Origin of the sequence: Microbacterium hominis, from assembly GCF_013282805.1 — a bacterium.
In the GTDB taxonomy this organism is placed as follows: Bacteria; Actinomycetota; Actinomycetes; order Actinomycetales; family Microbacteriaceae; genus Microbacterium; species Microbacterium hominis_B.
The window spans coordinates 1,609,195-1,635,398 of sequence record NZ_CP054038.1 but is presented as its reverse complement, the minus strand read 5'-3'; the positions used below and the strand labels follow the sequence as shown (position 1 = coordinate 1,635,398).

Below are 26,204 nucleotides of genomic sequence, written 5' to 3'. Positions count from 1 at the left end.
TATCCCGGTGCCCAGACCGACGGTCGAGCTCCCTGCCGGAGTACCTACTCCGCAGAAGGAATGCTCCCGTGGCTGACACACCACTCACCCCGCATCAGGCGGCTGGCCCCGTGGCCGTCGCTGTGCGTCTCAAGGACCCCGAGCGTGAGGCGATCGCCCGGCGCAACCTGGCCGAAGCCAAGATCGCTGACGCCATCGACAAGGCGCTGGCTGCTGCGCCCCCGCTGAACAACCAGCAGATCCACCGGCTGACCGGTCTGCTGCGGGCTGGCGGTGTGCGATGACTACGCGCATCAAGGTCAACTACCCCAGCAAGCGCTCGCTCACCGAGACCGAAGCTGCCAACGTGCTCAAGCACGGTCCCGACCTCCGCTGGTTCGAGCCTTGGGCTGCACGCGGGGTGAATCTTTCCGACACCCAGGCCCAGGGCTGGGGCTACATCCACATCTACAGCGTCGGCGGTGCGTTCAACTACGACTTCGCATCCTGGCCCGACGAGGCGGGGCTGCGCGCTGGGCTGGAGGCGCTGTGGCACCGGCACACGGGCGAGGGCATCCAGACCGACCCCACCTTCCCGAAGTGCGACAAGTGCGAGAGCGTCATGTACTTCGTGCCCGACTCGGCTGCGGTGCCCCGGCTGTACGCGGTCATTGAGACTGACGACGAGGACGAGTCGTGAGCGCCCCGCGTAGGCCGGTGCGTGCGCTGCTTGGCGACGGCAGCGTGCCCGCCGACGTGCTGCGCCGCATGGAGCCTGCCCTGGCTGCTGCGGGCGACCCTGCCACCTGGTCCCCCGTAGCCGAGGCCCGCGTGCGCATGGCGGCTGCTGTGGCGCTGAAGGCCGTGCACACCGAGCTGTCGGCCACGCCGGGGCTGCCGTGGGACGAGGTCGCTGCGCTGGACGTGCTGCTGGGCCAGGCGTGGGTGAACAAGGTCGTCGCTCAGGTGCGCAAGCGCGCGGCGATTGACCGGAACCGCCCCATTCCGGACCACGGGGTGCAGCCGTGAGCGTGCCCGTTCGTGCTGCGCTGCGGCTGGCTGCTGCGGGCTGGCGCGTGCTGCCGTTGAACGGCAAGAAGCCCTTCCTGACCGACTGGATGCAGCAGGCCACCACACACAAGGCCACGATCCGCGAGTGGTGGGCCGAGCAGGACTTCAACGTCGGCGCGGTCATCCCGGACAACCACGTCGTCATCGACATCGACCCGCACAATGGCGGCAGCCTGGCAGCCCTGGAGGACTTGGCCAAGGTGCGCATGCCCCCGACGCTGAGCATCCGTTCGGGCCGTGGTGACGGCAGCGTGCACCTGCACTACCTGCGCCCGTTCCCGAAGACGACCAAGGTGCGCATGCCCGAGGGCATCGATGTGCTGTCCAACGGTCAGGTCGTGATGCCGCCCAGCATCCACCCCGACACCGGCAAGCCGTACAGGTGGGGCGCTGACGTGCCCGTGGCCCGCCTCCCCCGCCAGGTCATCAGCCTGATCCAGCCCACGGTGTACAGCCCGCGCCAGGGCGGCAACAGCCAGGACGTCGGCGGTCTCATCAGCTACGTGCGCAAGCAGCCCAAGGGTCAACGGCACGACGCCTATCACTGGGCGGTGCGTAGGGCCATCGAGCAGCAAGTGCCCGAGCGGCAGCTTCGCAAGCTCATCGAGGCTGCGGAAGACCTCGGCTTCACACCACAGGAGGCCCGACGCATCGTCGAGTCCGTCAGAAAGGCATCAGCATGACCACCCCTGCACCATCAACCGAGGACGGCACCGAGACGCCCGAAGAAGCCGAGGAGCGCGAGTATCAGCGGATGCTGCCGCTCTTGCGGGGCCAGCACCGGGCACGGCGCGAGGTAGAGCGGGAAGCCGCGCTGGAGGCGGAGTGGAGCACGCTGCACGCCGAGGCGGAACCTGACGCCGACCCGTCCACTACCGGCTACCCGATGATGACGCTCGACAAGCTGCGCGCCCGCCCCAAGCCCCAGTGGAAGATCGAAGGCTTGATCGCTGAGAGCTCCATCTGCGTGATCGGTGGGCCGACCAACATCGGCAAGACCTTCGTCGGCGTGGACCTGACAGCGCACATCGCTCTCGGCCTGCCGTGGGAAGGGCACAACGTGGTCCAGGGCCGCGTGGGCTACCTGATAGCTGAGGGCTCGGAGTTCTTCCCCGACCGCGTCGCTGCGTGGGAGCAGTACAACGAGCGCACCGTGCCCAAGCACGACTACCTCGTGCACGACGGCGAGGACTTCAACCTGTCCGACCCGGCAGCCGTGCAGCGCATGTGCGTGACAGTCGTGCGCAAGGGCATCGACGTGCTCGTCATCGACACGCTCAGCCAGCTTGGCGGGCTGCTCAACGAGAACGACAACGTGCAGATGGCCACTGCGGTCAAGGCAGCCGTGCGCATCCGGCGCGCTCGTCCGGGCTGCACCGTCGTCATCATGCATCACGCGAACGCCGGAGGGCTGCTGCGTGGGGCGAAGGCGCTCTGGGCCGACGTTGACACGGTGCTGATGCTGGTGCCGTCCAAGAAGCCTCAGAAGGACGAGGCAGCCGAGCCGAACAGCACCTTCGTCATCAGCACCGAGTTCAGCCGTGGGGGCAAGCAGCGCAACGCTGCGACCGTGACGATCCCCGGCTGGCACCTGGAGGACGTGGGGCCGTCGAAGGTGGCCGTGCGCATGGCCATGACACACGACCCCTACCAGGCGCACATCCTGGCGGTGCTTGTGGACGGCGAAGAGCACAAGCGCGCGGACTTCGCCGAGGGCTGGGACGACCCCTCCGGAGCGTGGTCCGACGAGCGCTACGAGACCGCCATGAAGAAGCTCATCGGCGCTGGCGCGGTCGTCCGTACAGGCAAGGGCAACGGCACCAAGTACCGGAAGGCGGAGCAGTCATGAACAGCTTCACCGGGGTCGTTCACCGTCGTCAGCCGCCGAACGCCGTGGCCGAGAACCGCGTAATCCCGAGGAAAAACACTTCCCCGTCCCCCTTTCGCCGCCCCACGGCACACACCCTTGGGTGCCAGTGCACGGTGAATGGCCGTGCCGGTGACTGGCAGGCAAGAGGTGATCAGTGATGAACCGACAGCAGCGCCGAGCAGCAGCCAAGGCGGGGCGCACTGATCCCCAGGCGGTGCAGTACGCCAACTCGTACAGATGCCCCGACTGCGACAGCACCCAGCGCCTGGAACTGGACGAGTACGGCATTCACCACCTGCACGTCTTCCATGCCGACACCTGCCCCCGGCTGAACGGGGTGACCTCGTGAGCGAAACCTCTGCGGCTGTGCGGCCGAGTACCGAGCAGCACCCATGGACGAGCCGAAGCAGCAGCACACAGCCCACCCCGGAGAGCGTCACCTGCCGCGCCTCCACAGAAAACCCGAAAGGACGCACATCATGACCACCCCCGACCCGACACCGGAAGACAACCCCTACGTCGTGTTCTTCCAGGGCAACGGCAGCACGCACCGGCTGGACAACGACTGGCGCAAGATCAGCGCGCTGCTGGCCAAGGGCACATGGACCGTCAGCGAGGTCGTCCACAAGACCGGCGTCAGTCGCCGCGTCGTCAAGGCGCTGCTGCACTACGGACGCAAGGCGGGCGAGGTCCGCTCGGTGCCCGTTACGCGCCACGTGGAGGCCGCGTCCAACGTCACGGTCGTGCAGCGCATGCACGGCTACCGGCTGCCCTGATGACCATCGCAACCCCGACTGAGAGGAACACCATGACCGACGCAACGACCGAGCAGGCAGCAGCCGAGCCGGACACCGCTACCGACGAAGCGCTGTGGGCTGTGCTGGCAGACGGCAAGCCCCACGCGCTGCGCGAGCTGCTGGACGCTACCCCTGGCCTCCCCGCTGAGGAAGTCCGCACGCTGCTGTCGGCCTACAGGCGTGCAGGGCTGGTCGAGTACAGCTACGACGAGCGGAAGGCTCGCCGGGCTGGTGCCCGCGCCGAGCGCCTGTACCGGGCCACACAGTGACCCAGGAGGACGTCGCCTGGCAGGCGCTGGACAAGGCGCTGGAGGACACCGTGCCCCCGTGCGCTGGCGACCCGCTGTACACGACGGATGAGCGCCTGACTCCGGATGACCTCGCCCTGATGGGCAGCTTGTGCGCGTCGTGTGAAGTGCTCATCGAGTGCCACGCCTACGCCACGGCAGCCAAGGTGCAGGCGGGCTACTGGGCAGGCCGCAAGTACGGGCGCACACCACGCATCACCCGCAAGACCACCGACGCCGGGGCGGTCTCCCCGGCACCCATCACAACCAGTAAGGAACACACATCATGAGCAAGCGCACCCCTCTCGCCGTCCAGAACGACGTCATCGCCAGCCACGAGGCCTTCCACAGCCGCGCCCGTGCAGCCCGTCAGGAGTACTACGACGGTCGCAAGGTCATCATGGAAGACACGCGGCTGAGCGCCCAGGCCCAGGAGGAGGACGCCGCACGCCTGCTGGAGCAGACCGTGGCCAAGATCCAGGGCATCCTGGGAGAGCAGCAGTCCTACGTCGAGGGCCTCAAGGCCAGCCTGGAGAAGGAGCTGCGTGGCAACCTTCCGCAGGACGCGAACAGCATCATGCTGCGTCGTGACGCTGCCGACCGCGCCCGTCGCGTGCAGGACGAGAAGGAAGCCCTCGCTGTGCTGGCCGATGCCGTGGCTACCAGCGACGACACGATGGCCCACGCGATCGGCACCAAGGCCCGGAACAGTGGCTGGATCAATGCTGCGGAAGCGTGGCAGGCGGCTCACCCCGACACCAGTGGCGTTGCGGAAGCCCTGACCTGGGTGGAGGGCTACACCAGCGGCGTCGGGTACAACATGGCCAACGGTGCCGCCTACCAGGCTCCGGACGCCAACGGCTGATCCCACAGACGGGGCGGCAGGGTCTTTCCTGACTCCTTTCTACCTGCCGCCCAAGCGCGGGCCTGGTAACCCCGTGCCCCTAGACCCCTGGCAGACGCTGGGGGTCTAGGGGGTGCCAGGGGGTCGGGGCTGCCCTGCCGTTCGGGCAGACGGGCATCTAGGCCCGATCTAGCCGACGACCCGCCCAGTGCTCCCCCGCTGCGCCAGCCAGCACCAGCGGCCAAGGCCACACCGAGCACCGATAGCTGATCTTGCGAGAAGGCAGCCCTTCCGGCTAGCTTGCTCAGCGCAATCGAACGCCTGTTCGATACTTGCCCCACCCGAAAGGTTCCACACCATGAGCACCTACACCGGCTTCGTCCGCTTCGCGAACCCTGGCTACCCCGACAGCATCGAAGAGATTGACGTGGTGGCCAACACGACCGAGGAAGCCCGCCAGCGCATCCAGCAGGAGTTGGACGACGACTACGAGCCAGGCGGCATCATCGCCCACATCGAGCAGCGCATGGGGCTCTTCTCATGAGCGCCCCGGAACCCCGGCTGTGCAAGCGCGGGCACGAGCGGACACCGGAGAACGTGGGCTCGAATGGCCAGTGCAGGGTGTGTAGCAACATCCGTAAAGCTGAGCGCCGTGCTGCTGGCATCTCAACCAGCTCGGCAGCTAGAAAGCGGAGGAAGGCCGACCTGCGTGCTTCTGGCCTACCAGTCACGCCAGCAGCTACCCGACTACAGGTCGCCGAGCGCCGTGCCATCGTGGACGCTGCCAAGGCCCAGCCGTGCTCCGACTGTGGTAAGCGCTACGACCCCCGACAGGTCGATCTGGACCACCTGCCAGGCGTGGACAAGGTCGCTGACTTGTCAAGGATGGTAGTGAGCAGATACCCCTTGGGCCAGCTTGAGGCTGAGCTTGCCAAGTGTGAGGTCGTCTGTGCCAACTGCCACCGGCTGCGCACTGCTGCCAGGTGGGACAAGACCCGACAGCGTAAGTCATGGAGGGCCAAGCGCCGCGCATGGATGGCTGAACAGAAGGCGAACCCTTGTCACGACTGTGGCGTGCAGCACCCCGCCACCGTGATGGAGTTTGACCACCTGCCGGGGCATGTCAAGACGGCCGGGGTGGCCGACATGGTCCAGAGCAGGGTGCTCCACACCCTCCCCGACGGCAGCACGCGGGCCTACACCCTGGAAGAGATCGCTGCTGAGATCGCGAAGTGCGAGCTTGTGTGCGCCAACTGCCACCGCCTACGGTCGGCCAGCCGTGGCAACTGGGCGGAGGCCAGCGCATGACGACGATGATTGGGTACTTGCGTGTCAGCACGACCGAGCAAGCGAGCAGCGGCCTGGGGCTTGACGCGCAACGTGATGCAATCCAGCACTACGCCAGTGCGCACGACTGGGAGATCATCTGGTACGAGGATGCTGGCATCAGTGCCAAGTCTCTGGATAGGCCTCAGCTACAGGAAGCCCTCGCCCGACTGAACACCAGCCCTAAGAAGCGGGACGTGGGAGGTCTGATAGTCGCCAAGCTGGACCGCCTGAGCCGTAGCGTTGCGGACTTCGCCCGCGTGCTGGAGCTGGCCCGCTCACGCGGCTGGGCGCTCGTCGCCATTGACCTGGGAGTGGACACCAGCACCCCGACCGGCGAGCTTGTGGCCAACGTGATGATGTCGGTAGCCCAGTGGGAGCGCCGCGTGATTGGTGAGCGCACCAGCGCGGCGATGCAGGCAGCCAAGCGCCAGGGGCGACACATGGGCCGCGTGTCGGTACTGCCCACGGCCACGGGCGACCGGCTGCTGGCGCTGCGCCGCACGCGCACCCTCGCTGCTACGGCTGCCGCACTCAACGCCGAGGGACACACCACGGCTACCGGCCTCCCCTGGACTGTCAACGGCGTGGCCAAGGCCCAGCGCCGACTGACGACCAAGCTGGCAGCCGTGGCCTGACACCCCTGCACTGAGCCCCCTGGCCCGAGCGCTGGGGGTCTCTTGCTGTGCCGGGCAAGTTCCGGAAGGGGACCGTTCCCGATAGTGCAGCAGCGGTCTACACGCCGGGCTGAGGCCCGGTCTTGGATGCCCTCGGGACGGTGATGCATGGTTCAACTAACCGAACAAACGTTCGAGTCAAGTTCCACACACCAGCCCCACGAAAGGTTCCACATCATGGCTACCAAGCGCACCGCTACCAAGTCCCTGAAGCCCGTCGAGACCGTTGAGCAGGCCACTGCCGACGAGGCCCTGGAGACCATCGAAGCCGCCATTCAGCAGGTCGTTGACACGTTCGGCGTCAGCGTGCAGCGTGCTCGCCTCAAGGGCATCCGGGCGCTGGCCTACCAGGCGCTCCTGGAGAGCATCGAGGCCGGCGATCTGGAGGCGCTCACCCAGCGGGCCATCGCCAACGCGGGCAGCCTGCCCACCGGCTGGACGGTCACCCCGCCCAAGCGCGCCCCGAAGCCCGAGCGCAAGCCCCGCGCCACCAAGACCGAGGCACCGGCTGCCAAGGCCACGCCTGCCGCCAAGAAGCCCCGCGCCAGCAAGGGCAGCACGGTCGCCACCGAGGAAGGCGTGGTCATCGCCGAGCAGCGCCACGTGGACGCCAGCGCGCCGGTCGTGCACGAGGTCAACCCGAACAAGGCCAACGGCTGCACCTGCGGTCAGTCCTACGGCAGCAAGGCCGCGCTCAGCCGTCACATCAACGTCATGCTCAAGGCTGCCGAGGCCCAGGCGTGAGCCGGGTCATCGTCACGACGCACGCGGCCGAGAAGATGGTTGCCCGTGGCATCACGCTCACCGAGGTCGAGCAGTGCGTGCAGCAGCCCGAGGTCGTCTACGGCAACCAGCACGGGGAGGTCCGCCAGCGCGGGTCCATCGCGTGCGGTGTGCTGCTGCTGGACGACGCCGGGGTCGTGGTGCGCACGGTGCTCTACCGTCACCAGGCGCGTTGGAACGACGAGCAGGCCCGCACGCGGGGAGGCCACGCATGAAGCGCACGCGCCTCGTCCCCAACTGGGGCAACATCGCCGCTGCGGCTGTAACGTCGGCGTCCATCCTGCTGGTGACCTGGGGCATGTTCGACCTCGCTGCCGACAAGGTGTGCGCGCTGTGAGCCTGCCCGAGCTGTTCACCACGGGGCAGCACGTGCAGACACCCAAGCCCATCGGCGTCCGTAGGGCAGCCGTGCGCATGGTGGCCGGGGGGCTGCTGGCGTGCGTGCTTGCCGGGGTGGTCATCCCCGTGGCGCTGGCACCCAGCTATCCGCCCGCCCTGGCCGACGTGCCCCTGCCCACGGCTGCCCCGTCCATGACACCCCGCCCCGACCTGGCTGCTGCCGAGGTTGACATCGTGCGCGTCACCGAGAGCACCTATGCCAGCCAGCCGGGTGACGGCATCCCCATCCAGTACGAGGCACCGCGCATCATGCAGGCGGGCGAAGTGCTGGTGCAGCTCACGGGGGTACGCATCCGCGGCGTGGAGGTCACCCAGGGCACCCAGGTCGTCAGGTTTGAGCTCATTGACGCCTTGTCGGGCGAGACCCTTGGCGCGGTGGACACCAGCCGCGTGGACGGGGTTGACGGTGAGCCTGTCGTGCTGGCCACGTTGACCGAGCCGAAGGCGACCTACCTGCGGGTCGCGTCACATGTGCGCGGCGACGCCACCTGCCACGGCTGCCAGCCCGGTGAGTACAGCTACGAGCATCCCATCTGGCACACGTGGTCGGCGCTGGTGCAGTTTGACAAGGCGCGGTAGCCCCACGGCTGCCGACACGGGCGACCCTCTGGCCGACGCTAGGGGGTCTCCCGACATGCTGGGGCACGCCTGGCCCGTTCGCTCGCCAGCGGTCGCTCAGGGATCCGCCCCGTGCCGATCGACGGGCATGTCCTAGGCGGAAAGTAAAGTTGTGGACATGACGACCATGCCCTTGCCACTGTTCGACGAGCCCGAGGCCACTGGCCCACACCGCCTGACAGTCGCATCGGGCGAGGCCCACCTGGGCACCGGTCGCATCGTCCACGCGAGCGTGCTTGACGGCCTTGCAACGCTCGAGGATGAGTCGGTCCAGTGCATCGTCACATCGCCCCCGTACTGGGGCCTCCGCGACTACGGGGTGGAAGGGCAGATCGGGGCTGAGCCGCTGCTGCCGCAGTACATCGAAGCACTGGTGAGGGTGTTCGATGAATGCCGTCGCGTGCTTGCTAACGATGGGGTGTTCTGGCTCAACGTAGGTGATGGGTACACGTCGGGCGGACGCACTTGGCGGCAGGCGGACAAGAAGCTGAACGCACGCGGCATGGACTACCGCCCCAACACGCCCGAGGGCATGAAGCCGAAGGACCTGATGGGTGTGCCCTGGATGCTGGCCTTCGCGCTGCGAGAGGCTGGCTGGTACTTGCGCACCGACATCGTGTGGAACAAGCCCAACGCCAACCCCGAGAGCGTGCGCGACCGCCCCACACGGAGCCACGAGTTCGTCTTCATGTTCACCAAGTCGTTGAAGTACAGCTACGACGTGCAGGCCACCATTGAGCCGACTGACGACGGCAAGAAGACGCGACGCAAGCGCTCGGTCTGGAACGTGAACACCGAGCCCTATGGCGAGGCGCACTTCGCCGTCTTCCCCACGAAGCTGGTTGAGCCGTGCATCCTGGCATCGTCCAAGCCCGGCGACGTGGTGCTGGACCCGTTCTTCGGCTCGGGCACTGTGGGCCAAGTGGCGCGCAACACTGGGCGCGACTTCGTTGGCATTGAGCTGAACGAGGAGTACGTCGAGATCGCCAAGCGCCGCCTACAGCAGCGGAGCGGGGGCTATGACGTGCCCGTTACGAAGCCGTAGTGAACGACCAGTTCGCGTGAACGATGCAGTGACGCTTCCAGAGGTTCTTGATCTGTAGCTTGCGCTCGGTGCCCCCGTCAAAGTACAGCTCGAAGCCGGGGGTGCCGTCCTCGGCGTTCACGTAGCAGTAGGCGGGCTTCGGGTTCTGCCGCGAGTTGTGTCGCATCTCGATGCGCCCGTCCTTGGCGCGTTCCAGCAGCGCGTGCGGAATCTCCACCAGCTCGTAGGCGTAGGCCACCGATGAGTCGTCAGCCGGTGTGCGCGACAGGCAGCGGAGCGTGAAGACCCGTGTGTACTTGGTCAGGTGGCCCAGGAACTTCTCCCGCAGGACGGCGATGTCCTCCTCGGTTTCCCAGTTGCCCTTGCCAAGCTCCATCGCCTTGGACACGTGAATCTTGTCCGGCTTGATGGCAGCAGCCGCCTCGGTCTTCAGTGACCAGAAGGCACCGTCAACTTCGATGTCTGCGCCGGGGTTGCCGTTGCCCAGCTTGCGGCTGCTGCGCCCCGAGTCCAGGAAGGTGTTCACCATCGCGTATTCGAACTTGTCCTTGGTGAGCGGGATGGCCGATCCGCCGTGGTGCAGCCGCAACTGATCGCCGAATTCGTTGACCCAGTCCTGGTCGGCGAAATCGGATTCGGGGTTGATCCAGGAGACGGCACCTTCGATAAGGGCATCCACAAGCTGCACAACGCGCTCACGCTGGCGCGGGCGAAGGGATGCGATCTTGCTGGTGAGGTCTTCCGGGGCGGAAACTGAGGCATCTGGCACGCTCAGAGCCTAGTCGAGCGCTCAGGTGTGCCCGTTTCGCATTCGCGCCTTGGTAGCACCTTTTCGCAATGGTGTAGGGCACGAGCATCGCGATCTCCTTGCGGCCCGCCTGCTCGATCAGCGCACGTTTGGACTGCTCGCGCGCGTCGGCGGCCTGCCCGTGCAGCACCTGCGCGAGTGGCGCGCCGCGCTCGAGGGCGGCCACGATCTGGTCGATCGCCCTCGACAGCGCGGCGATCTCGAGGTCACCCGCGAGGCCGCCGAGCGCGGTCGCCAGCGGCGACCCGGTGCCGACCTCGACCACGACGCCGCGCAGCTCCGAGGTCAGGTCGCCGGCGCCGAGCGCGCTCACTCGCCGCAGGGCATCGTGGATGCCCTCCCCGGCAGCGAGGCACAGCGCGATGAACTCCAGCACCGTTGCGAGCTCCTCCTCGATCCTCGCGACGCGAGCACGGGCGGCCCGCGTGAGGTGGATGTCGCAGCCGAGCGCACCTGCCGCCGCGCCGACGACCGGCAGGAGCCACACGGCCGGTCCGCCGCGCCCCGCGAGCGCGAGCACGACGAGCAGCACCGCGCCGACAGCGACGCCGGCGACGGCCCACCCGAGCTGACGGCCGCGGAATCCGGCGAGGTCCAGCTCACATCCGGCCTGCCTCAGCCGCAACTGGGTGACCTCGGATCCGCTCGAGAACCGGGAGAAGGTCTGTGCGGCCGAGCGCCACATCTCCTGCGCTCCCCATGCCCTCCCCGGCAGCGGCAGCGACGTGCCGCGCGGGTCGGTGACGTCACGGATGTACGGCGCGATCCGGCGCGCGAGTGACGGGGCGCCCCAGCGCGGCGCCACGGACACCAGGAGGCACACGCCCACGCCGAACGAGATCCCGAGCACCAGCGCGTACGCCAGGGCGTCGATCGCGACACCGGTCACTCGAACCACCGCCGCGGTTCGCTCAGCCGACCGAGCCGGATCATCAGGCGGAACGCGACCACCGACATCACCGCGCCGCCGATCACCAGGGCGACCCCTTCCGGGCTCCCATAGGCCTGCGCGCCTTCCGGCCGCAGGGCGAGCATCGCGAGGATCACCCACGGCGCCGAGACTCCCAGCACGGCCGCACCCCGGGTCCAGGATTGCCGCGCCTCGACCTCGGCGCGCACCGTCGCCTCCGAGCGCACCGAGGTCGCGAGCGAGCGCAGGACGGTGGTCAGCTCGGTTCCGCCGACCTGGCGCGCCATGCGAAGCGTCTCGAGGATGCGGTCCGCGATCGGATCGGCGAGGGTCGCCTTGAGCGTGGCGATGCTCGAGTCGAAGTGCCCCGACGCCGACATGTCGGCGCGGAACGCCGCGAAGGTCGGGCGCATCTGGGCGGGTGCGGAATCAGCGAGCGCCGACACCGCATCGGGCAGCGACATCCCCGCGCGCACCGACGCGATGAGCAGATCGCACACATCAGGCCACAGCGTCCGCCGCGACCTCCGCAGCCGCGCGGCACGCGAGCGGAGCCAGATCGTCGGCGCGGCGGCCCCGGCGACGGCCGCGACGGCCGCGAGGGGGGCGACCGGCGCGATCAGCCATGCCACGGCGGCGCCGAGCGCTCCCGCCCCGGCCGAGGTGGCGTACAGCACGGCCGCCGGCGTCGAGGCGAACCCCGCCGCCCCGAGCACCCGCTCCGCCACTCCCCCGGCGACCGCGGTGCGCACTCGGCGCGGCCGCGACGGCCACAGCCACGGCGAGAACGTGAGCAGGAGCCCCGCGGCAAGCGTCGCGCCCCACAGGACGATCATGCGTCCTCGGCCCGGTACAGCGTCTCGGCGACGACGGCGCCCTCGTGCACGCCGGTGGGCCGGACGATCTCGACGACGCGACGGCGCCCGTCGGCGTCGCGGTGACAGTGGGCGACCAGGTCGACGGATGCCGCCACGGCGGGCACGACGAACGCCGCATCGATGTTGCGCCCGGCCAGCAGGGGAAGCGCCGCGAGCTTGGCGAGCGCATCGCGTGCGGAGTTGGCGTGGATGGTCGCGGCCCCCGGAACTCCGGTGTTCAGGGCGAGGACCAGATCGAGCGCCTCCGCGTCGCGCACCTCGCCGACGACCAGGCGATCAGGTCGCATGCGCAGCGCCTCCTTGACCAGTCGCCGCAGCGTGACCTCGCCTGTGCCCTCGAGGCTCGGCTGGCGTCCCTGCAGGCCGACGACGTCGGGCACGGCGATCGAGAGCTCGAAGGTCTCCTCGACCGTGACGATGCGGTGCTCGGGCGGGCTGGCGGCCAGCAGCGCCCCGAGCACCGTCGTCTTGCCGGCGTGGGTCGCCCCCGAGACGAGGATGCTGCGCCCGGCGCGAAGCCCCCGAACGAGCAGGAGGGCGGCCTCCGGGGCGAGCATGCCCGCCTCGACGAGGCGATCGATGTCGCGGAACGCCGGGAGGAACTTGCGGATGTTGACCGCCCAGTGACGGCGGGTGATGTCGGGGATCACCACGTGCAGCCGGCTTCCGTCGGGCAGCGACGCGTCGACGAACGGCTGGCTCAAGTCGACCCGGCGGCCGGTGGCGTGCAGCATCCGCTCCACGAGGTCGCGTACCGCGGCGTCGGTCAGTGTCAGCGGCACGCGCTCGGAGACGCCCCCGCGCGCGACGAAGATGCGATCCGGCGCGTTGATCCAGATCTCCTCCACCGAGGGGTCATCGAGGTGGACCTGCAGCGGCCCGTAGCCTGCGACGACCGCGAGCACGCCGCGCACGCACGCGTTCTCGTCGTCGATCGGCACCAGTCCCCGCGCCAGGGCGAAGTCGTTGTGCCTGCGCACCTCGTCCCGGGCGATGCGCGCCGCGAACTCCGGGTCGCGGGCGGGATCGGCGCGCTCCGCACGCAGCCGCTCGCGCACCCGTTCGGCGACGATCGCCGCCGGCGCGGCGTGCGGGGCGGATGCGGTGAGCATTCCAGCATCATGGCAAGGTCCGCGCGGCGCACCGGAAAGTTATCCACAGGGCTGTCCGCCGCGAATCCCCCGGCTGACCCCCAGCCGCGAAGTCGCGCGCGCTCAGTAGACTGAACCCACTCGCGGGAGTGGTGGAATTGGCAGACACGCAGGATTTAGGTTCCTGTGCCTCCGGGCGTGTGGGTTCAAGTCCCACCTTCCGCACTGGCCGCTGCATCCACCGACCGACGGGACACCCACCGTGATAGAAGTTCCCGCAGCACTGATCCCCTGGCTCGACCCTGCCGAGATCATCGCATGGGCGGGACCGTGGGCGCTCGCGGCGGTGTGCTTCATCGTCTTCGCCGAGACGGGCCTGCTCGTCGGCTTCCTCCTCCCCGGCGACACGCTGCTCGTGATCTCGGGCCTGCTCTCCCACCCGCAGGACTACGCGCCGAACGGCGTATTCGGCATCAGCGTGTGGTGGGTGGCGCTGCTGATCGGCCTGGCCGCGTTCGTCGGGGGCGAAGTGGGCTACCTGATCGGCCACAAGGGCGGCCCCGCGGTGTTCGAGCGCAAGGAATCCGGGCTGTTCAGCGTGAAGAACGTGGAGCGCACGAACGCGTTCTTCGAGCGCTTCGGCGGCCTCACGATCATCCTCGCCCGCTTCGTACCGATCGTGCGCACCTTCGCTCCCGTGGCCGCGGGCATCGGCCACATGCACAAGGGCAAGTACACGCTGTACAACTTCATCGGCGCCGTGCTCTGGGGCTTCGGCCTCACGATGTTCGGCTACGTCATCGGCTTCATCCCGCCGGTCGCGCACTTCGTCGAGAACTACATCGACCTGATCCTGCTGGTCGCCGTCGGCGGCACGGCCCTCGTGACGCTGTGGCACTACCTGCGCGAGCGGAGCAAGGCGAAGAAGGCCGCTGCCGCCGGAGACGACGTCGTCACCGACCCCGACGAGGCGCGGGAGCTCGTGCTCGACCCCGAGGTCTTCGAGCGCGGCCCGGACCACCACGACCCCGACGCGCCGAAGCAGTGACCTGAGCCGTCAGCGGTGCTGATCGATCAGGATGCTGTTGCCGTCGGGATCCACGAGCGTGAGGTGACCCGGCCCCGAGCCGGACTCGTCGGTCGTGGAGATCGGCTCGATGCCGGCATCCCGGAGCCGCTTCTGCACGGTGCGCACGTCGTCGAACGCGCCGTCGACGTCGACGCCCTCGGCAGTCCAGCCGGGGTTGAAGGTGAGGATGTTCCCCTCGAACATGCCCTGGAACAGCCCGATCACCGCATCGCCGTTGCGCATCATCAGCCAGTTCTGCTCCGGGTCGCCGCCGAAGGCGACGAAGCCGAGCCGCTCGTAGAACGCGCGCGACGCGGCGAGGTCGGCGACGCTGAGGCTCACCGAGAAGGCGCCGAGGCCGAGCGGCGCGCCCGGATCGCTCACGACGCCTTCGCCTTCTTCTTCGCGGCGGGCTTCTTCCGGCTCCCCTCGGCGGGGGCATCGTCCGCGTCGGTCGCCTCGGTGCTCTCGCCGCGCGCAGCGCGCGAGCGCTCGACGCTGGCCCGCAGCGCGGCCATGAGGTCGATGACCTCGGCGCCGGCATCCTCGTCCTCGCGGTCTCCGAAGGTCTCGCTCGTATCCAGCGCGTCGCCCTTCTCGAGCTTGGCCTCGATGAGGGTGCGCAGCTCATCCTGGTACTCGTCGGAGAACTCCGTCGGGTCGAAGTCGCTCGCGAAGCTCTCGACGAGGGATGCCGACAGCTCGAGCTCCTTCGCGGAGATCCTCACGGGCTCGTCGAGCGACGGGAAGGCTGCTTCGCGCACCTCGTCGGCCCACAGCAGCGTCTGGAGGACCAGCACGTCGCCCCGGACCCGCAGCGCGGCCAGCCGGGTCTTCTGCCGCAGCGAGAACCGCACGATGGCGGTGCGATCGGTCTGCTCGAGCGTCTTGCGCAGCAGGACGTACGCCTTCGGCGACGCCGAGTCCGGTTCGAGGTAGTACGCCTTGTCGAGGGTCAGAAGGTCGACCTGGTCGCTCGGCACGAACTCGACCACGTCGATCTCGCGGGACTTCTCGCTCGGCAGCGCCGCGAAGTCGTCCTTGGTGAGCACGACGGTCTTCTCACCGTCGTCATATGCCCGGTCGATATCGCTGTACGGCACCACTTCGCCGTCGATCTCGCAGATGCGCTGGTAGCGGATGCGGCCGCCGTCGGTGCTGTGCACCTGGTGCAGCGACACATCGTGGTCCTCGGTCGCGGAGTACACCTTGACCGGCACGTTCACGAGCCCGAACGTCAGGGCGCCCTTCCAGATCGCTCTCACCCCACCAGTACACACCCGCCACACCGGTCGCGGCTACCCTGGCGTCATGCCCGGACAGGAGCAGCTGGTGCGCATCGACGGCCGCCGCCTGCGCCTCACGAACCTCGAGAAGGTGCTGTACCCGGCATCCGGCACCACCAAGGGCGAGGTGATCGACTACTACACCCGGGTGGCTCCGGCGCTGATCCCCCATGTCATCGGTCGCCCGGTGACCCGAAAGCGCTGGCCCGAGGGCGTCGATCACGAGCCCTTCTTCGCGAAGGACCTCGAACCGGGCGCGCCCCGCTGGGTGCGGAGGATGCCGATCCCGCACTCGGGGGGCACCAAGGACTATCCGCTCGTGGGCGATGTGCCCACGCTCGCCTATCTCGCCCAGGTGGCGAGCCTGGAGCTGCACGTCCCGCAGTGGCGGTTCCGCCCCGACGGGGCGCGCGGCGATCCCGACCGCCTGGTGCTCGATCTCGACCCGGGGCCGGGTGTGGGCCTGGCCGAGTGCGCCCAGGTGGCGCGGTGGGCCCGCGAGATCCTGCAGGGCATGGGGCTCGAGCCCTTCCCGGTGACCAGCGGCAGCAAGGGCATCCACCTGTATGCGGCGATCGCCGAGGATCAGACCAGCGACCAGATCTCGATGATCGCCCGGGAGCTCGCCCGCGCGATCGAGGCCGATCACCCGGACCTGGTGGTGAGCCAGATGGCCAAGGTGGAGCGCGCGGGCCGCGTCTTCATCGACTGGAGCCAGAACAACGCGGCCAAAACCACGATCGCCCCCTACTCGCTGCGGGGCCGCGCCCGCCCGACGGTGGCCGCCCCGCGCACGTGGGACGAACTCGACGATCCCGACCTGCGCCACCTGGAGTTCGCCGAGGTGCTGGAGCGCGTCGAGACGCTCGGCGACCCGCTCGATCCGCTCGGCTACCACGCAGGCGCCCGCACGAGCCCCCACGGGCCGCTGGCCGCGTACATCGCCAAGCGCAGTGCCGCCCGCACGCCCGAGCCGGTGCCGGCGAACGCCCTGGGCGCCTCGAGCACGCCGGGGGCTCTCCCCCGGTTCGTGATCCAGGAGCACCATGCGACACGCCTGCACTGGGATCTGCGCCTGGAGCGGGAGGGCGTGCTGGTCAGCTGGGCGGTGCCGCGCGGCATCCCGCATTCGACGGCCCGCAACAACCTGGCCGTCATGACCGAGGATCACCCGATGGAGTACGCGACCTTCGAGGGCACGATCCCGCGCGGAGAGTACGGCGCCGGCACGATGACGATCTGGGACGACGGCCGCTACGAGCTGGAGAAGTGGCGCGACGACGAGATCATCTTCACGCTGGAGGGCCGCCCCGGCGGACCGCTCGGCCGGGTGCGGCTTGTGCTCATCCGCACCGACGGCGCCGGCGAGAAGTCGACGTGGCTGCTGCACCGGATGAAGGTGGATGCCGCGGGCCGGCCCCAGTCCGATGGCGTGCCGGTCTCCGCGTCGGAGCAGGCCGACGGCGACGGCCGAGACGTCGGCGTCGATGGGGGCGGCGACGGTGACGGCGAGACCCATGATCCCTCGACGGACCCGTCCGACCAGCGCGGGTCCGAGCGGGACGACCGGGTCTCGACGCCGTCGGCACCTTCCCCGCCGTCGGCACCTCCCCCGCCGTGGCCGTCCGAGCTGCGGCCGATGCTGTCCACCGCGGCCACTCCGGGCCTCGCCCGGGAGGCGGCCCGGCGATGGGCGCCGGGCGGCTCGCCCTGGGTCGAGGTGAAGTGGGACGGCATCCGCGCCATCGGCGTGTGGGACGGTCGCCGGCTTCAGCTGCGCGCGCGCAGCGGCAACGACCTCACGGCCGCCTATCCCGAGCTGACCGGGGTGGATGCCGGGCTCGGCCCGACACCGGCGGTGCTCGACGGCGAACTGGTCGCCCTCGACGGCCAGGGTCGCCCCAGCTTCCCCCTCCTGCAGACGCGCATGAACCTCGTGCGGCCCGGCGAGATCGCTCGCGAGTCCGCCCGCACACCGGTGCGCTGGTTCGTGTTCGACGTGCTCGCCGTCGACGGGACGGATGCCGCGCCGCTGTCGCTGTCGGAGCGCCGCGAGCTGCTCGAACGGATCGCCGGCGACTCGGCCGCGCCGATCGAGGTGCCGCCTGTGCTCGATGACGTGGACGACGCGCTCGCGATGGCGCGCAGATTCGGCCTCGAGGGTGTGGTCGTCAAGAACCCCGCCTCCCCCTACCGGCGCGGGCTGCGCAGCGAGGACTGGCTGAAGGTCAAGATCACGCACACGCAGGAGGTCGTGATCGGCGGCATCCGGCCCGGCCGCGGCGGGCGCACCGGGCAGATCGGCTCGCTGCTCGTGGGCGTTCCGGACGCCGACGGCGCACTGCGCTACGCCGGGCGCGTGGGCTCGGGCTTCTCCGAGAGCGCGCTGCGCACCCTGGAGTCGGCGCTCACGGCGCTGCGAACGGACGTCGACCCGTTCGAGGGCGTGCCCGACCTCGACGCGCGAGACGCCCTGTGGGTGCGGCCCGACCTCGTGGGCGAGGTCGAGTTCGCCGAGTTCACCCCCGGCGGCATCCTGCGCCACGCCCGCTGGCGAGGGCTGCGGCCCGACAAGAGCCCGTCCGACGTGCGACGCGAGGACTGACGCTCACGCGTGCGCGTCGTGCTCGATGTGCCCGGCCGGCTCCAGCTGGAACGTGGAGTGCTCGACGTCGAAGTGCTGAGACAGGCATGACTGCAGCTGGGCGAGGATCGTCGCCGCGCGTCCGTCCGCCAACGCGGCGTCATCGACCACGACGTGCGCCGTGAAGACGGGGGCACCCCGCGTCAGCTGCCACACATGGACATCGTGCACGTCGACGACGCCGGCGGTGGCGAGGATGTGCGCCCGGATGTCCTGCACGTGGGTGCCCTTGGGCGCGGACTCGCCGAGGACCGAGACGACCTCGCGGAGCAGGCCGATCGCGCGGGGCACGATCATCGCCGCGATCAGCAGGGAGGCGATCGCATCGGCCTGCACCCAGCCGGTGAACAGCACGACGAGGGCCGCCACGATGACAGCCGCGGAGCCGAGCAGGTCGCCGAGGACCTCGAGGTAGGCACCGCGCACGTTGATGCTGTGCCGCTGAGCGGCCCCGAGCAGCCACATCGCGAAGGCGTTGGCCACGAGCCCCACCGCGGCGACGGCGAGCATCAGTCCGCCGGCGATCTCGACCTCGCCCGGATCCATCAGGCGCTGCACACCCTCGACGGCGACCCACACCGACAGCACGATCAGGATGACCGCGTTGGCGAGGGCGCCCAGCACCTCGGCGCGCTGGTAGCCGAAGGTGTTGCGGTCGTCGGCGGGGCGTGCGGCGACCGCTGTCGCGATCAGCGCGATGCCGAGGGCCGCGGCATCGGTGAACATGTGTGCGGCGTCGGCGAGCAGGGCGAGCGAGCCGCTGAGCGCCGCGCCCACGATCTGCACGACCATGACGGCGGAGGTGACCCCCAGCGACAAGGCGAGCAGCCGGCGGTTGCTCGCGCCGCGCAGCCCCCCGTGCGCCTGGGCGTGATCGTGCATGAAGCCAGGCTAGGACGGCCCCGGGTGCTGCCGCGGCGAAACGGCGAAGTCGGGAATGATCCTGATTCTCAGTCGCCCGTCACAGTGTCGCCAGCAGCGGCGCCAGGGCGGCGAACGCGCGCGCCCGGTGCGACGCGGCGTTCTTCTCCTGGGCGCTCCATTGCCCGACCGTGCGCTGCGCGCCGTCGGGCTGGTCGTCGGGGATGAAGACCGGGTCGTAGCCGAACCCTCCCGTCCCGGCAGGGGCGTTCGCGAGCCTCCCCGGCCAGCGGCCCTCCACGACCCGCTCCGATGCGTCGGCGCCGGGCACGACGAGGGCGATCGTCGATACGAACTGCGCGGCCCGGTGGGGGTCGGCGATGTCCGCTAGCTGGTCGAGCAGCAAGCTCAGATTGGCGGTGGCGTCCTTGGCGTGCCCGGCCCAGTACGCCGAGAAGACACCGGGCGCGCCGCCGAGCACGTCGACGCAGATGCCCGAGTCGTCGGCGAGCGCGGGCAGTCCCGTGTGGGCGGCGGCGGCGCGGGCCTTGATCAGCGCATTCGCGGCGAAGGTCACCCCGTCCTCGACAGGCTCCGGTCCGTCATAGCCGATCACCTCGAGATCCGGGCGCGTGGCTGCCACGATCGCCTGGAACTCCTCGACCTTGTGCGGGTTGTGGGTCGCGAGCACGACCTGGCGCGGCATCCCGCTCACTCCCCCGCGTCAGGCTCTGCCGGGGTCAGCGCGGCGAGCTGGTGTTCGCGCAGCGACGCGCAGCCGGCCACGCCGAGGTCGAGCAGGGCATCCAGCTCGCGCTTGTCGAACGGCGCCCCTTCGGCGGTGCCCTGCACCTCGACGAAGAGTCCACGGCCGGTGACCACCACGTTCATGTCGGTCTCGGCCCGCACGTCCTCGACGTAGGCGAGATCCAGCAGCGGCTCGCCGTCGACGATGCCCACCGAGACGGCGGCGACGGAGTCGAACAGCGGCGTCGCCCGCTGGGCGATGAACTTCTTCTGACGCCCCCACTCGATCGCATCGGCGAGCGCCACGTACGCGCCGGTGATGGCCGCGGTGCGGGTGCCGCCGTCTGCCTGCAGCACGTCGCAGTCGATGACGATGGTGTTCTCGCCGAGCGCCTTGGTGTCGACGACGGCGCGCAGGGCGCGGCCGATCAGGCGCGAGATCTCGTGCGTGCGCCCGCCGATCCTGCCCTTCACGCTCTCGCGGTCCCCGCGCGTATTCGTGGCGCGCGGCAGCATGGCGTACTCGGCGGTGACCCAGCCCTTGCCCTTGCCGGTGAGCCAGCGCGGCACGCCGTTGGTGAACGAGGCGGTGCACAGCACCTTCGTGCCCCCGAACGAGATGAGGGCCGATCCTTCGGCGTGGGCGCTCCAGCCGCGCTCGATCGTGATCGGGCGGAGCTCGTCGGCGGCGCGGCCGTCGGCGCGGACGATGTCGGTCATTTCTCTCCTCGGGGGGATCGCGTGCCGATGTCGATCGGCACGGCGGTCGGTGGGGATGGCTTCGGGGACACCACGTGCGGGATTCGGGACATGCCTGCCTCAGGACGCGCGCGGCGGCAGGTCGATGGCACCGGTCTGGACCAGGCGCACCTGGCTGACCTCGCGGCCCATCAGGCGATGGGCGAGGTCGAGGAACTCGTCGGCGGAGGCGCCGGTCGCCTCGTAGATGTGCGTGGCGACCGCATCCGGCCCGGCGAGCAGATCGCGGGAGACGAGCTGGCGGTACACGTCTTTGGCGGTCTCGGTGTCGCTGGACACCAGCGACACGTCGGGACCCATCACGTAGCTGATCGCCCCCTCCAGGAAGGGGTAGTGCGTGCACCCGAGCACGAGCGTGTCCACACCCGCGTGCCGCAGCGGAGCGAGGTAGTCCTCGGCGACGGCCAGCACGTCGGGGGAACCGGTGATGCCGGCCTCGACGAACTCGACGAAGCGCGGGCAGGCCTGCGCGAAGACGGTGAGTCGCTCGTTGACCCCGAGCATGTCCTGGTAGGCGCCCGAGCCGATCGTGCCCGCGGTGCCGATCACGCCGACACGACCGTTGCGGGTCGTCGACATCGCCGTGCGCACGGCCGGCGCGATCACCTCGACGACGGGCACGTCGTAGCGCTCGCGCGCGTCGCGCAGCACCGCCGCCGAGGCGGTGTTGCAGGCGATCACCAGCATCTTGACGCCCTGATCGACCAGCGCGTCGAGGATCTCGATCGCATAGCGCCGCACGTCCGCGATGGGCTTGGGCCCGTACGGGGATCGCGCGGTGTCGCCGATGTAGACGATGGACTCCCGCGGCAGCATCGACGAGATCGCACGCGCCACCGTGAGCCCGCCGACCCCGGAGTCGAAGATTCCGATCGGCGCGTCGCTCACGATCGTCCAGCCTACGCCAGGCTCATTAGGCTGACCCCCATGACCGCGCGCAGCACCGCCCTGCTCACCGACCGGTACGAACTGACGATGCTCGATGCCGCGCTGCGCGACGGCACCGCCCATCGCCGCTGCGTGTTCGAGCTGTTCGGGCGACGTCTTCCCGGCGCCCGCCGCTTCGGCGTGGTCGGCGGCATCGGCCGGCTGCTGACCCTCCTGCGGGACTTCCGCTTCGACGACGACGAGCTGCGCTACCTCCGCGACGAGCGGGTGGTGGATGCCGCGACGCTGGCCTTCCTCGAGGACTACCGCTTCACCGGCACGATCACGGGGTACCGCGAGGGGGAGCTCTACTTCCCGGGCTCCCCCGTGCTCACCGTCGAGGGCACGTTCGCCGAGGCGGTGGTGCTGGAGACCCTGGCGCTCAGCGTGCTCAACCACGACTCGGCGATCGCGACGGCCGCCGCGCGCATGAGCATCGCGGCCGGCGACCGTCCCCTCGCCGAGATGGGCTCCCGCCGCGCGGGCGAGTCCTCGGCGGTCGCCGCGGCCCGTGCCGCCTACATCGCGGGCTTCGACGCGACGTCGAACCTCGAGGCCGGGCGCACGTGGGGCATTCCGACGATGGGCACCGCGGCACACGCGTGGACGCTCCTGCACGACACCGAGGAGGACGCCTTCCGGGCCCAGATCGCCGCGCTCGGCGTCGGGACCACCCTGCTGGTGGACACCTACGACATCGGCGCCGGGGTCGAGACGGCCATCCGTGTCGCCGGCACCGGTCTCGGCGGGGTGCGCATCGACTCGGGCGATCTGCCGACGGTGGCGGCGGCCGTGCGGGAGCAGCTCGACGCGCTCGGGGCGGTGGGGACGCGGATCACCGTGACCAGCGACCTCGACGAGTACGCGATCGCCTCCCTCGCGGCATCCCCCGTCGACGCGTACGGCGTGGGCACGCAGCTGGTGACCGGGTCTGGGACCCCCACCGCGGGCATGGTCTACAAGCTGGTCGCCCGGCAGGACGCGGCCGGAGGCTGGGTCGGCGTCGCGAAGGCGTCGACCGACAAGGGGTCCCGCGGCGGCCGCAAGGCGGCGTTCCGATCCCTCGACGAAGGCACGGCCACCGCCGAGGTGATCGCCGTCTCCGACGGCTTCGAGGCGCTGGACACGGTCGCCCAGCATCCCGGATCCCGCGCGCTGCAGGTCGTGCTCGCGGAGGGCGGTGAGCCGGATGCCGCGGCTGAGGGCCGGACGGGCGTGCGCGCCGCCCGCGCGCACCACGCGCGCGTGCGCGAAGAGCTTCCCGTGCGCGCGCTCGCGCTCAGCCGGTCGGACCCGGCGATCCCGACCGTCTACGTGGAGGCCTGAGCCCGCTCAGCCGCCGAGCGACTCGTAGATCTCCTTGCACGTGGGGCAGACCGGGAACTTCTCCGGGTCGCGCCCCGGGGTCCACTTCTTGCCGCACAGTGCGCGCACGGGCTTGCCGGTGAGAGCCGACTCGAGGATCTTGTCCTTCTTCACGTAGTGGGAGAAGCGCTCGTGGTCACCCGGCTCGACGTTCTCCTCGCGGATGAGCTCTTCGAGCTCGCGGTCGAGGGTGGCGAGGCCGCCCTGATCGGGGCTGTCCAGCGGGGTGCTCATGAGGGTTCAGTGTAGTCGCAGGCGAGCGCGCCGGGGCCTCGGCCGGCGCCGTCAGATCGACTCGGCGAATTCCATCAGCGCCCCGCCGCGACGCTCGAAGATGGACGACCCGATCGCGACTCCCAGAAGCAGCACGCCCATGCCGGCCACGAGCCCCGCCCACAGCGCCGTCATCGCCGCGTCGACGTCCGTCGTGAGCGCGACCCACGCGAACCACAGGGCGGGCAGCGCCGCCGCGACCGCGCCGGCCAGCACGACCGCCTGGGCGATGACGCCGCCGGAGCCGGTGCGCTGAGGCTGCTGGAAGGGGCTCTCCCCCGGCCGCGAGACGGCGTAGGGGGCGAGCACCGAGAAGACGCTGGAAAGCCCGAGACCGGCGAAGAAGAGCGCCGCACAGACGCCCACCAGCGCGGGCAGCATCGCCCAGCGGCCGTGCAGCGAGATGACGATCGGGATCGCCACCGCGAGAGCCGGCACGCCGACCAGCAGCACCGGCACGAGCCGCCCGAGGCGGTCGGAGATGCCGCGGATGCCGCTGCCGATGTGCATCCACACCGCGGTCGAGTCGTACGCGAGGTCGTTGTGCGGCAGCCAGCCGAGGAACAGCGCCGCGAAGGGCACCGGCACCAGCACGACCAGCTCCAGAGGCATCCCGGCGATCAGCAGCGGCACCATCGTGATCGCCGCCGCCACCGGGATCACGAGCAGGTTGACGACGTAGCGGCGATCGCTGAACCAGTACAGGAGGCTCCGGGCGGCGATCGCGCCGCCGGGGGTGCCCGGCGCCACGCCGAACCAGCCGAGCCCGCCGCGCTCGCGCGCGGCCACGGGGCGCTCGGTGGTCGTGAGCATGCGGTGCACCACCAGCATCCACACCGCACCGAGTGCGACCACCGACCCGACGGCGACGAGCAGGCTCAGCACTGCCGACGGCGCCTCAACGGCGGAGAGCATCGGATACGCCCACGCCGCGCCGATGGGGGTCAGCGCCAGCACGCCGACCGCCTCGTCGAGCTGGCTCGGCACCTCCGCCCCCACTCGAGCGAAGAGAGGAACACCCCGGCGGGCACGACGACGACCAGCACCGCGATGACGAACAGTCCCGACAGCTCCCGCGACCGGCGCTCTCTGAGGAACAGGGTCGCCACCGCCATGCAGACCCGGGCGAGCAGCACGCAGGTGAGGACGCCGAGGACGATGCCGACGATGGATGCCGTCCACGTCGCCCCGAGCGAGGTCCACACGAGCGCCGCGCAGACGGCGACCGCCACGAGCGCCGCCACTGGCACGCTGATCATGCCGGCCAGTGCCAGCACGAGGGCGAGGCGCCGCGTCGGGAGCCCGAAGAGGCTGAACCGGCGCGGATCGAGCGGGTCGTCCGCCGCCCCGATGAGCGGCGCGAGCGCGAAGCCGAAGGTCACGGCGGCCCCGCTCAGCACGGTGACCGCGAGCACGACCTCGGGCGCGGCATCCCGCAGCGACAGCATCGCCCAGCCCGCCGTGACGCAGGCCAGCCCGAGGGCGATCAGCACGACGATCACACGCGCCGCGCGCTCCGAGCCGCCGCGCAGCGCCCCGAACAGCAGGTCGAGCCTCAGTCGGAGTACGTGTGCAACCACTCCAGGCCTTCCACGTCGCTCAGTCCCCCGGCGAGCTCGACGAAGCGCTGCTCCAGGGTGAGCTCTCCACGCACCTCGTCGACCGTGCCCTCGGCGAGCACCTGTCCGGCGACCATCACCGCGACCCGGGTGCACACACGCTCCACGAACTCCATCCCGTGGCTGGAGAGGATCACCGATCCACCGTGGGCGACATAGGTCTTGAGGATGTCGAGGATGATCGCGCTCGAGACCGGGTCGACCGCTTCGAACGGCTCATCGAGCACGAGCAGGCGGGGCGAGTGGATGAGCGCGCCGGCGAGCATGACCTTCTTGACCATGCCGGCGGAGTAGTCCGAGACGACCCGGCCGAGGGACTCGGTCAGATCGAACGCGCGCGCCAGGTCGGCGGTGCGGCTCTCGACGGTCGCCGGCGGCAGCCCGCGCAGCACCCCGTAGTAGTACAGCAGCTGCCGACCGGTCAGCCGGTCGAAGGTGCGCAGCCGATCGGGCAGCACGCCCATGAGCTGCTTGGCGGCAAGCGGATTGGCGGCGGCGTCGACGCCGCCCACACGGATCTCTCCCCGATCCGCTCGCAGCAGCCCCGCGATCATCGACAGGGTCGTGGTCTTGCCGGCGCCGTTGGGGCCGACGAGCCCGTAGAAGCTCCCGGTCGGCACGACCAGATCGAGCCCTTCGACCGCTCGCGTGCCGCCGAAGGTCTTGGTCACGCCGGTGAGTTCGAGCACGGTGGATGCCGGAGCCGAGGTCGGCACGATCAGATCGGCGGGCGCCTCGACGAGCTCTTCGAGGACCAGCAGCGGTTCGGCGTCGGGCTGCGGCGCGCTCTCGGCGCGGGCGGCCTCCGGCTCCGGTTCGACCACGTCGGGTTCGACCACGTCGGGTTCGACGATCGTGTCGTCCGCGTCGACCGTGTCGGGAACCGCATCGACCGTGTCGGGCTCGACCGCCGCGTCGGTGTCGGCGTCGGATTCGACGACGGATTCCGTGCCGGAGTCGGTCTCGGCGTCGGTCTCCGGCTGCGGTGGGAGCGGCGGGCGGGGTGGGATCAGGATGTCCTCCGTACGCACCGCCGGCGGCAGCGGCGGCTTCTCGGGCACGTCGATCTCGAGCCCGGCGGGCACCTCGGGCACGGGCAGCGGTGGGCGCGGGATGCGCACGACCGGCGCGCGCGGCCGACCGCGGTCCGGCTCGTCCGGATCGGCGTCGTGCGGCACCGGGAGTGAGGCTGTCACCGCTCCACGGTACCAAGGAGGGCCCGATCGGAGACAGAACCGGGGTCCCGAGTCTGCGAATCGCGGAATGTCACG

Annotated in this window: 35 protein-coding genes and 1 tRNA gene; 22 read left to right on the top strand and 14 right to left on the bottom strand. The window is 70.0% G+C overall.

Annotation, left to right across the window (positions count from 1 at the left end; genetic code table 11):
- Positions 1–68: 68 nt before the first annotated feature.
- From HQM25_RS07220 to HQM25_RS07140, 18 genes are all read left to right on the top strand, one after another.
- Positions 69–284, top strand: coding sequence for a hypothetical protein (locus HQM25_RS07220; RefSeq protein WP_172989622.1), 216 nt, complete (start codon positions 69–71; stop codon positions 282–284).
- On the top strand, positions 281–679 hold the full coding sequence (locus HQM25_RS07215) for a hypothetical protein (protein ID WP_172989621.1): 399 nt from the start codon (positions 281–283) through the stop codon (positions 677–679). The genes HQM25_RS07220 and HQM25_RS07215 overlap by 4 nt, the downstream gene beginning before the upstream one ends.
- The gene (locus HQM25_RS07210; RefSeq protein ID WP_172989620.1) at positions 676–1,008 is read left to right on the top strand and encodes a hypothetical protein; all 333 of its coding nucleotides are present in this window, start codon (positions 676–678) and stop codon (positions 1,006–1,008) included. Before HQM25_RS07215 ends, HQM25_RS07210 begins: the two co-directional genes overlap by 4 nt.
- The gene (locus HQM25_RS07205; RefSeq protein WP_172989619.1) at positions 1,005–1,733 is read left to right on the top strand and encodes a bifunctional DNA primase/polymerase; all 729 of its coding nucleotides are present in this window, start codon (positions 1,005–1,007) and stop codon (positions 1,731–1,733) included. The genes HQM25_RS07210 and HQM25_RS07205 overlap by 4 nt, the downstream gene beginning before the upstream one ends.
- Positions 1,730–2,899 (top strand): AAA family ATPase, encoded by a 1,170-nt coding sequence (locus HQM25_RS07200; RefSeq protein WP_172989618.1) that lies wholly within the window; start codon positions 1,730–1,732, stop codon positions 2,897–2,899. The genes HQM25_RS07205 and HQM25_RS07200 overlap by 4 nt, the downstream gene beginning before the upstream one ends.
- Before the next feature lie 175 nt (positions 2,900–3,074).
- Positions 3,075–3,269, top strand: a complete 195-nt coding sequence (locus tag HQM25_RS07195) for a hypothetical protein (protein ID WP_217275202.1) — start codon at positions 3,075–3,077, stop codon at positions 3,267–3,269.
- A 130-nt stretch (positions 3,270–3,399) separates the two neighbouring features.
- The gene (locus HQM25_RS07190) at positions 3,400–3,696 is read left to right on the top strand and encodes a hypothetical protein (protein WP_172989616.1); all 297 of its coding nucleotides are present in this window, start codon (positions 3,400–3,402) and stop codon (positions 3,694–3,696) included.
- The gene (locus HQM25_RS07185; protein ID WP_172989615.1) at positions 3,696–3,986 is read left to right on the top strand and encodes a hypothetical protein; all 291 of its coding nucleotides are present in this window, start codon (positions 3,696–3,698) and stop codon (positions 3,984–3,986) included. Before HQM25_RS07190 ends, HQM25_RS07185 begins: the two co-directional genes overlap by 1 nt.
- Positions 3,983–4,294: a WhiB family transcriptional regulator gene (locus HQM25_RS07180; RefSeq protein ID WP_172989614.1), complete on the top strand. Its 312-nt coding sequence runs from the start codon at positions 3,983–3,985 to the stop codon at positions 4,292–4,294. Before HQM25_RS07185 ends, HQM25_RS07180 begins: the two co-directional genes overlap by 4 nt.
- Positions 4,291–4,869 carry a hypothetical protein gene (locus HQM25_RS07175; RefSeq protein WP_172989613.1) on the top strand — a complete coding sequence of 193 codons (579 nt, stop codon included), beginning with the start codon at positions 4,291–4,293 and terminating at the stop codon, positions 4,867–4,869. The genes HQM25_RS07180 and HQM25_RS07175 overlap by 4 nt, the downstream gene beginning before the upstream one ends.
- Positions 4,870–5,206: 337 nt before the next feature.
- Positions 5,207–5,392 carry a hypothetical protein gene (locus tag HQM25_RS07170; RefSeq protein ID WP_172989612.1) on the top strand — a complete coding sequence of 62 codons (186 nt, stop codon included), beginning with the start codon at positions 5,207–5,209 and terminating at the stop codon, positions 5,390–5,392.
- A 491-nt stretch (positions 5,393–5,883) separates the two neighbouring features.
- Positions 5,884–6,156, top strand: a complete 273-nt coding sequence (locus HQM25_RS07165) for a hypothetical protein (protein WP_172989611.1) — start codon at positions 5,884–5,886, stop codon at positions 6,154–6,156.
- On the top strand, positions 6,153–6,812 hold the full coding sequence (locus HQM25_RS07160) for a recombinase family protein (RefSeq protein ID WP_172989610.1): 660 nt from the start codon (positions 6,153–6,155) through the stop codon (positions 6,810–6,812). The genes HQM25_RS07165 and HQM25_RS07160 overlap by 4 nt, the downstream gene beginning before the upstream one ends.
- Positions 6,813–7,028: 216 nt before the next feature.
- Complete coding sequence (locus HQM25_RS07155) at positions 7,029–7,595, top strand: hypothetical protein (protein ID WP_172989609.1); 567 nt, start codon at positions 7,029–7,031, stop codon at positions 7,593–7,595.
- Positions 7,592–7,849 (top strand): DUF4258 domain-containing protein, encoded by a 258-nt coding sequence (locus HQM25_RS07150; protein WP_172989608.1) that lies wholly within the window; start codon positions 7,592–7,594, stop codon positions 7,847–7,849. The genes HQM25_RS07155 and HQM25_RS07150 overlap by 4 nt, the downstream gene beginning before the upstream one ends.
- Positions 7,846–7,971 (top strand): hypothetical protein, encoded by a 126-nt coding sequence (locus tag HQM25_RS17960; RefSeq protein ID WP_302182844.1) that lies wholly within the window; start codon positions 7,846–7,848, stop codon positions 7,969–7,971. The genes HQM25_RS07150 and HQM25_RS17960 overlap by 4 nt, the downstream gene beginning before the upstream one ends.
- Positions 7,968–8,612 (top strand): hypothetical protein, encoded by a 645-nt coding sequence (locus tag HQM25_RS07145; RefSeq protein ID WP_172989607.1) that lies wholly within the window; start codon positions 7,968–7,970, stop codon positions 8,610–8,612. The genes HQM25_RS17960 and HQM25_RS07145 overlap by 4 nt, the downstream gene beginning before the upstream one ends.
- Before the next feature lie 157 nt (positions 8,613–8,769).
- Positions 8,770–9,696 carry a DNA-methyltransferase gene (locus HQM25_RS07140; protein WP_254359603.1) on the top strand — a complete coding sequence of 309 codons (927 nt, stop codon included), beginning with the start codon at positions 8,770–8,772 and terminating at the stop codon, positions 9,694–9,696.
- Here the strand turns inward: HQM25_RS07140 and HQM25_RS07135 are convergent.
- The 4 genes from HQM25_RS07135 to HQM25_RS07120 are packed head-to-tail and all read right to left on the bottom strand — an operon-like array spanning position 9,683 to position 13,404.
- Entirely contained in the window at positions 9,683–10,465 is a 783-nt protein-coding gene (locus tag HQM25_RS07135; protein ID WP_172989606.1) for a restriction endonuclease, read from the bottom strand. The genes HQM25_RS07140 and HQM25_RS07135 overlap by 14 nt on opposite strands.
- Positions 10,392–11,393, bottom strand: coding sequence for a type II secretion system F family protein (locus HQM25_RS07130; RefSeq protein ID WP_172989605.1), 1,002 nt, complete (start codon positions 11,391–11,393; stop codon positions 10,392–10,394). Before HQM25_RS07130 ends, HQM25_RS07135 begins: the two co-directional genes overlap by 74 nt.
- Complete coding sequence (locus tag HQM25_RS07125; RefSeq protein ID WP_172989604.1) at positions 11,390–12,250, bottom strand: type II secretion system F family protein; 861 nt, start codon at positions 12,248–12,250, stop codon at positions 11,390–11,392. The genes HQM25_RS07130 and HQM25_RS07125 overlap by 4 nt, the downstream gene beginning before the upstream one ends.
- On the bottom strand, positions 12,247–13,404 hold the full coding sequence (locus HQM25_RS07120) for a CpaF family protein (protein ID WP_172989603.1): 1,158 nt from the start codon (positions 13,402–13,404) through the stop codon (positions 12,247–12,249). The genes HQM25_RS07125 and HQM25_RS07120 overlap by 4 nt, the downstream gene beginning before the upstream one ends.
- A 122-nt stretch (positions 13,405–13,526) precedes the next feature.
- Between HQM25_RS07120 and HQM25_RS07115 the strand changes: the two genes are divergently transcribed.
- Both HQM25_RS07115 and HQM25_RS07110 read left to right on the top strand, forming a co-directional pair.
- Positions 13,527–13,608, top strand: a tRNA-Leu gene (locus tag HQM25_RS07115).
- A 37-nt stretch (positions 13,609–13,645) separates the two neighbouring features.
- Positions 13,646–14,431 (top strand): DedA family protein, encoded by a 786-nt coding sequence (locus tag HQM25_RS07110; RefSeq protein WP_438803627.1) that lies wholly within the window; start codon positions 13,646–13,648, stop codon positions 14,429–14,431.
- A gap of 9 nt (positions 14,432–14,440) precedes the next feature.
- On the opposite strand, the gene HQM25_RS07105 is transcribed toward HQM25_RS07110, so the two are convergent.
- Positions 14,441–14,836, bottom strand: coding sequence for a VOC family protein (locus HQM25_RS07105; RefSeq protein WP_172989602.1), 396 nt, complete (start codon positions 14,834–14,836; stop codon positions 14,441–14,443).
- Positions 14,833–15,717, bottom strand: coding sequence for a Ku protein (locus tag HQM25_RS07100; RefSeq protein WP_172989601.1), 885 nt, complete (start codon positions 15,715–15,717; stop codon positions 14,833–14,835). Before HQM25_RS07100 ends, HQM25_RS07105 begins: the two co-directional genes overlap by 4 nt.
- Positions 15,718–15,763: 46 nt before the next feature.
- On the opposite strand from HQM25_RS07100, the gene HQM25_RS07095 reads away from it, so the two are divergent.
- Positions 15,764–18,343 carry an ATP-dependent DNA ligase gene (locus tag HQM25_RS07095; RefSeq protein ID WP_172989600.1) on the top strand — a complete coding sequence of 860 codons (2,580 nt, stop codon included), beginning with the start codon at positions 15,764–15,766 and terminating at the stop codon, positions 18,341–18,343.
- Positions 18,344–18,346: 3 nt separating this feature from the next.
- Here the strand turns inward: HQM25_RS07095 and HQM25_RS07090 are convergent, their stop codons facing one another.
- The 4 genes from HQM25_RS07090 to murI form a co-directional block, all read right to left on the bottom strand.
- The gene (locus tag HQM25_RS07090) at positions 18,347–19,264 is read right to left on the bottom strand and encodes a cation diffusion facilitator family transporter (protein WP_172989599.1); all 918 of its coding nucleotides are present in this window, start codon (positions 19,262–19,264) and stop codon (positions 18,347–18,349) included.
- A gap of 79 nt (positions 19,265–19,343) precedes the next feature.
- Entirely contained in the window at positions 19,344–19,949 is a 606-nt protein-coding gene (gene rdgB / locus HQM25_RS07085; protein ID WP_172989598.1) for an RdgB/HAM1 family non-canonical purine NTP pyrophosphatase, read from the bottom strand.
- Positions 19,950–19,954: 5 nt separating this feature from the next.
- A complete protein-coding gene (rph, locus tag HQM25_RS07080; protein ID WP_172989597.1) occupies positions 19,955–20,710 on the bottom strand; it encodes a ribonuclease PH in 756 nt (251 codons plus the stop codon).
- Positions 20,711–20,809: 99 nt separating this feature from the next.
- The gene (murI, locus tag HQM25_RS07075) at positions 20,810–21,637 is read right to left on the bottom strand and encodes a glutamate racemase (protein WP_172989596.1); all 828 of its coding nucleotides are present in this window, start codon (positions 21,635–21,637) and stop codon (positions 20,810–20,812) included.
- A 39-nt stretch (positions 21,638–21,676) separates the two neighbouring features.
- Here murI and HQM25_RS07070 point away from each other — a divergent pair, with 39 nt between their 5' ends.
- Positions 21,677–23,002 carry a nicotinate phosphoribosyltransferase gene (locus tag HQM25_RS07070; RefSeq protein ID WP_172989595.1) on the top strand — a complete coding sequence of 442 codons (1,326 nt, stop codon included), beginning with the start codon at positions 21,677–21,679 and terminating at the stop codon, positions 23,000–23,002.
- Positions 23,003–23,008: 6 nt separating this feature from the next.
- Here the strand turns inward: HQM25_RS07070 and HQM25_RS07065 are convergent, their stop codons facing one another.
- Genes HQM25_RS07065 through HQM25_RS07055 form a run of 4 tightly spaced genes read right to left on the bottom strand, consistent with a single transcriptional unit; the run spans position 23,009 to position 26,129 of the window.
- On the bottom strand, positions 23,009–23,275 hold the full coding sequence (locus tag HQM25_RS07065; RefSeq protein WP_172989594.1) for a DUF3039 domain-containing protein: 267 nt from the start codon (positions 23,273–23,275) through the stop codon (positions 23,009–23,011).
- Between the two features lie 51 nt (positions 23,276–23,326).
- Positions 23,327–24,301: a hypothetical protein gene (locus tag HQM25_RS17810; RefSeq protein ID WP_254359601.1), complete on the bottom strand. Its 975-nt coding sequence runs from the start codon at positions 24,299–24,301 to the stop codon at positions 23,327–23,329.
- A complete protein-coding gene (locus HQM25_RS17805) occupies positions 24,259–24,894 on the bottom strand; it encodes a hypothetical protein (protein ID WP_254359600.1) in 636 nt (211 codons plus the stop codon). Before HQM25_RS17805 ends, HQM25_RS17810 begins: the two co-directional genes overlap by 43 nt.
- Positions 24,870–26,129 (bottom strand): ABC transporter ATP-binding protein, encoded by a 1,260-nt coding sequence (locus tag HQM25_RS07055; RefSeq protein ID WP_254359599.1) that lies wholly within the window; start codon positions 26,127–26,129, stop codon positions 24,870–24,872. Before HQM25_RS07055 ends, HQM25_RS17805 begins: the two co-directional genes overlap by 25 nt.
- Between the last annotated feature and the right edge of the window lie 75 nt (positions 26,130–26,204).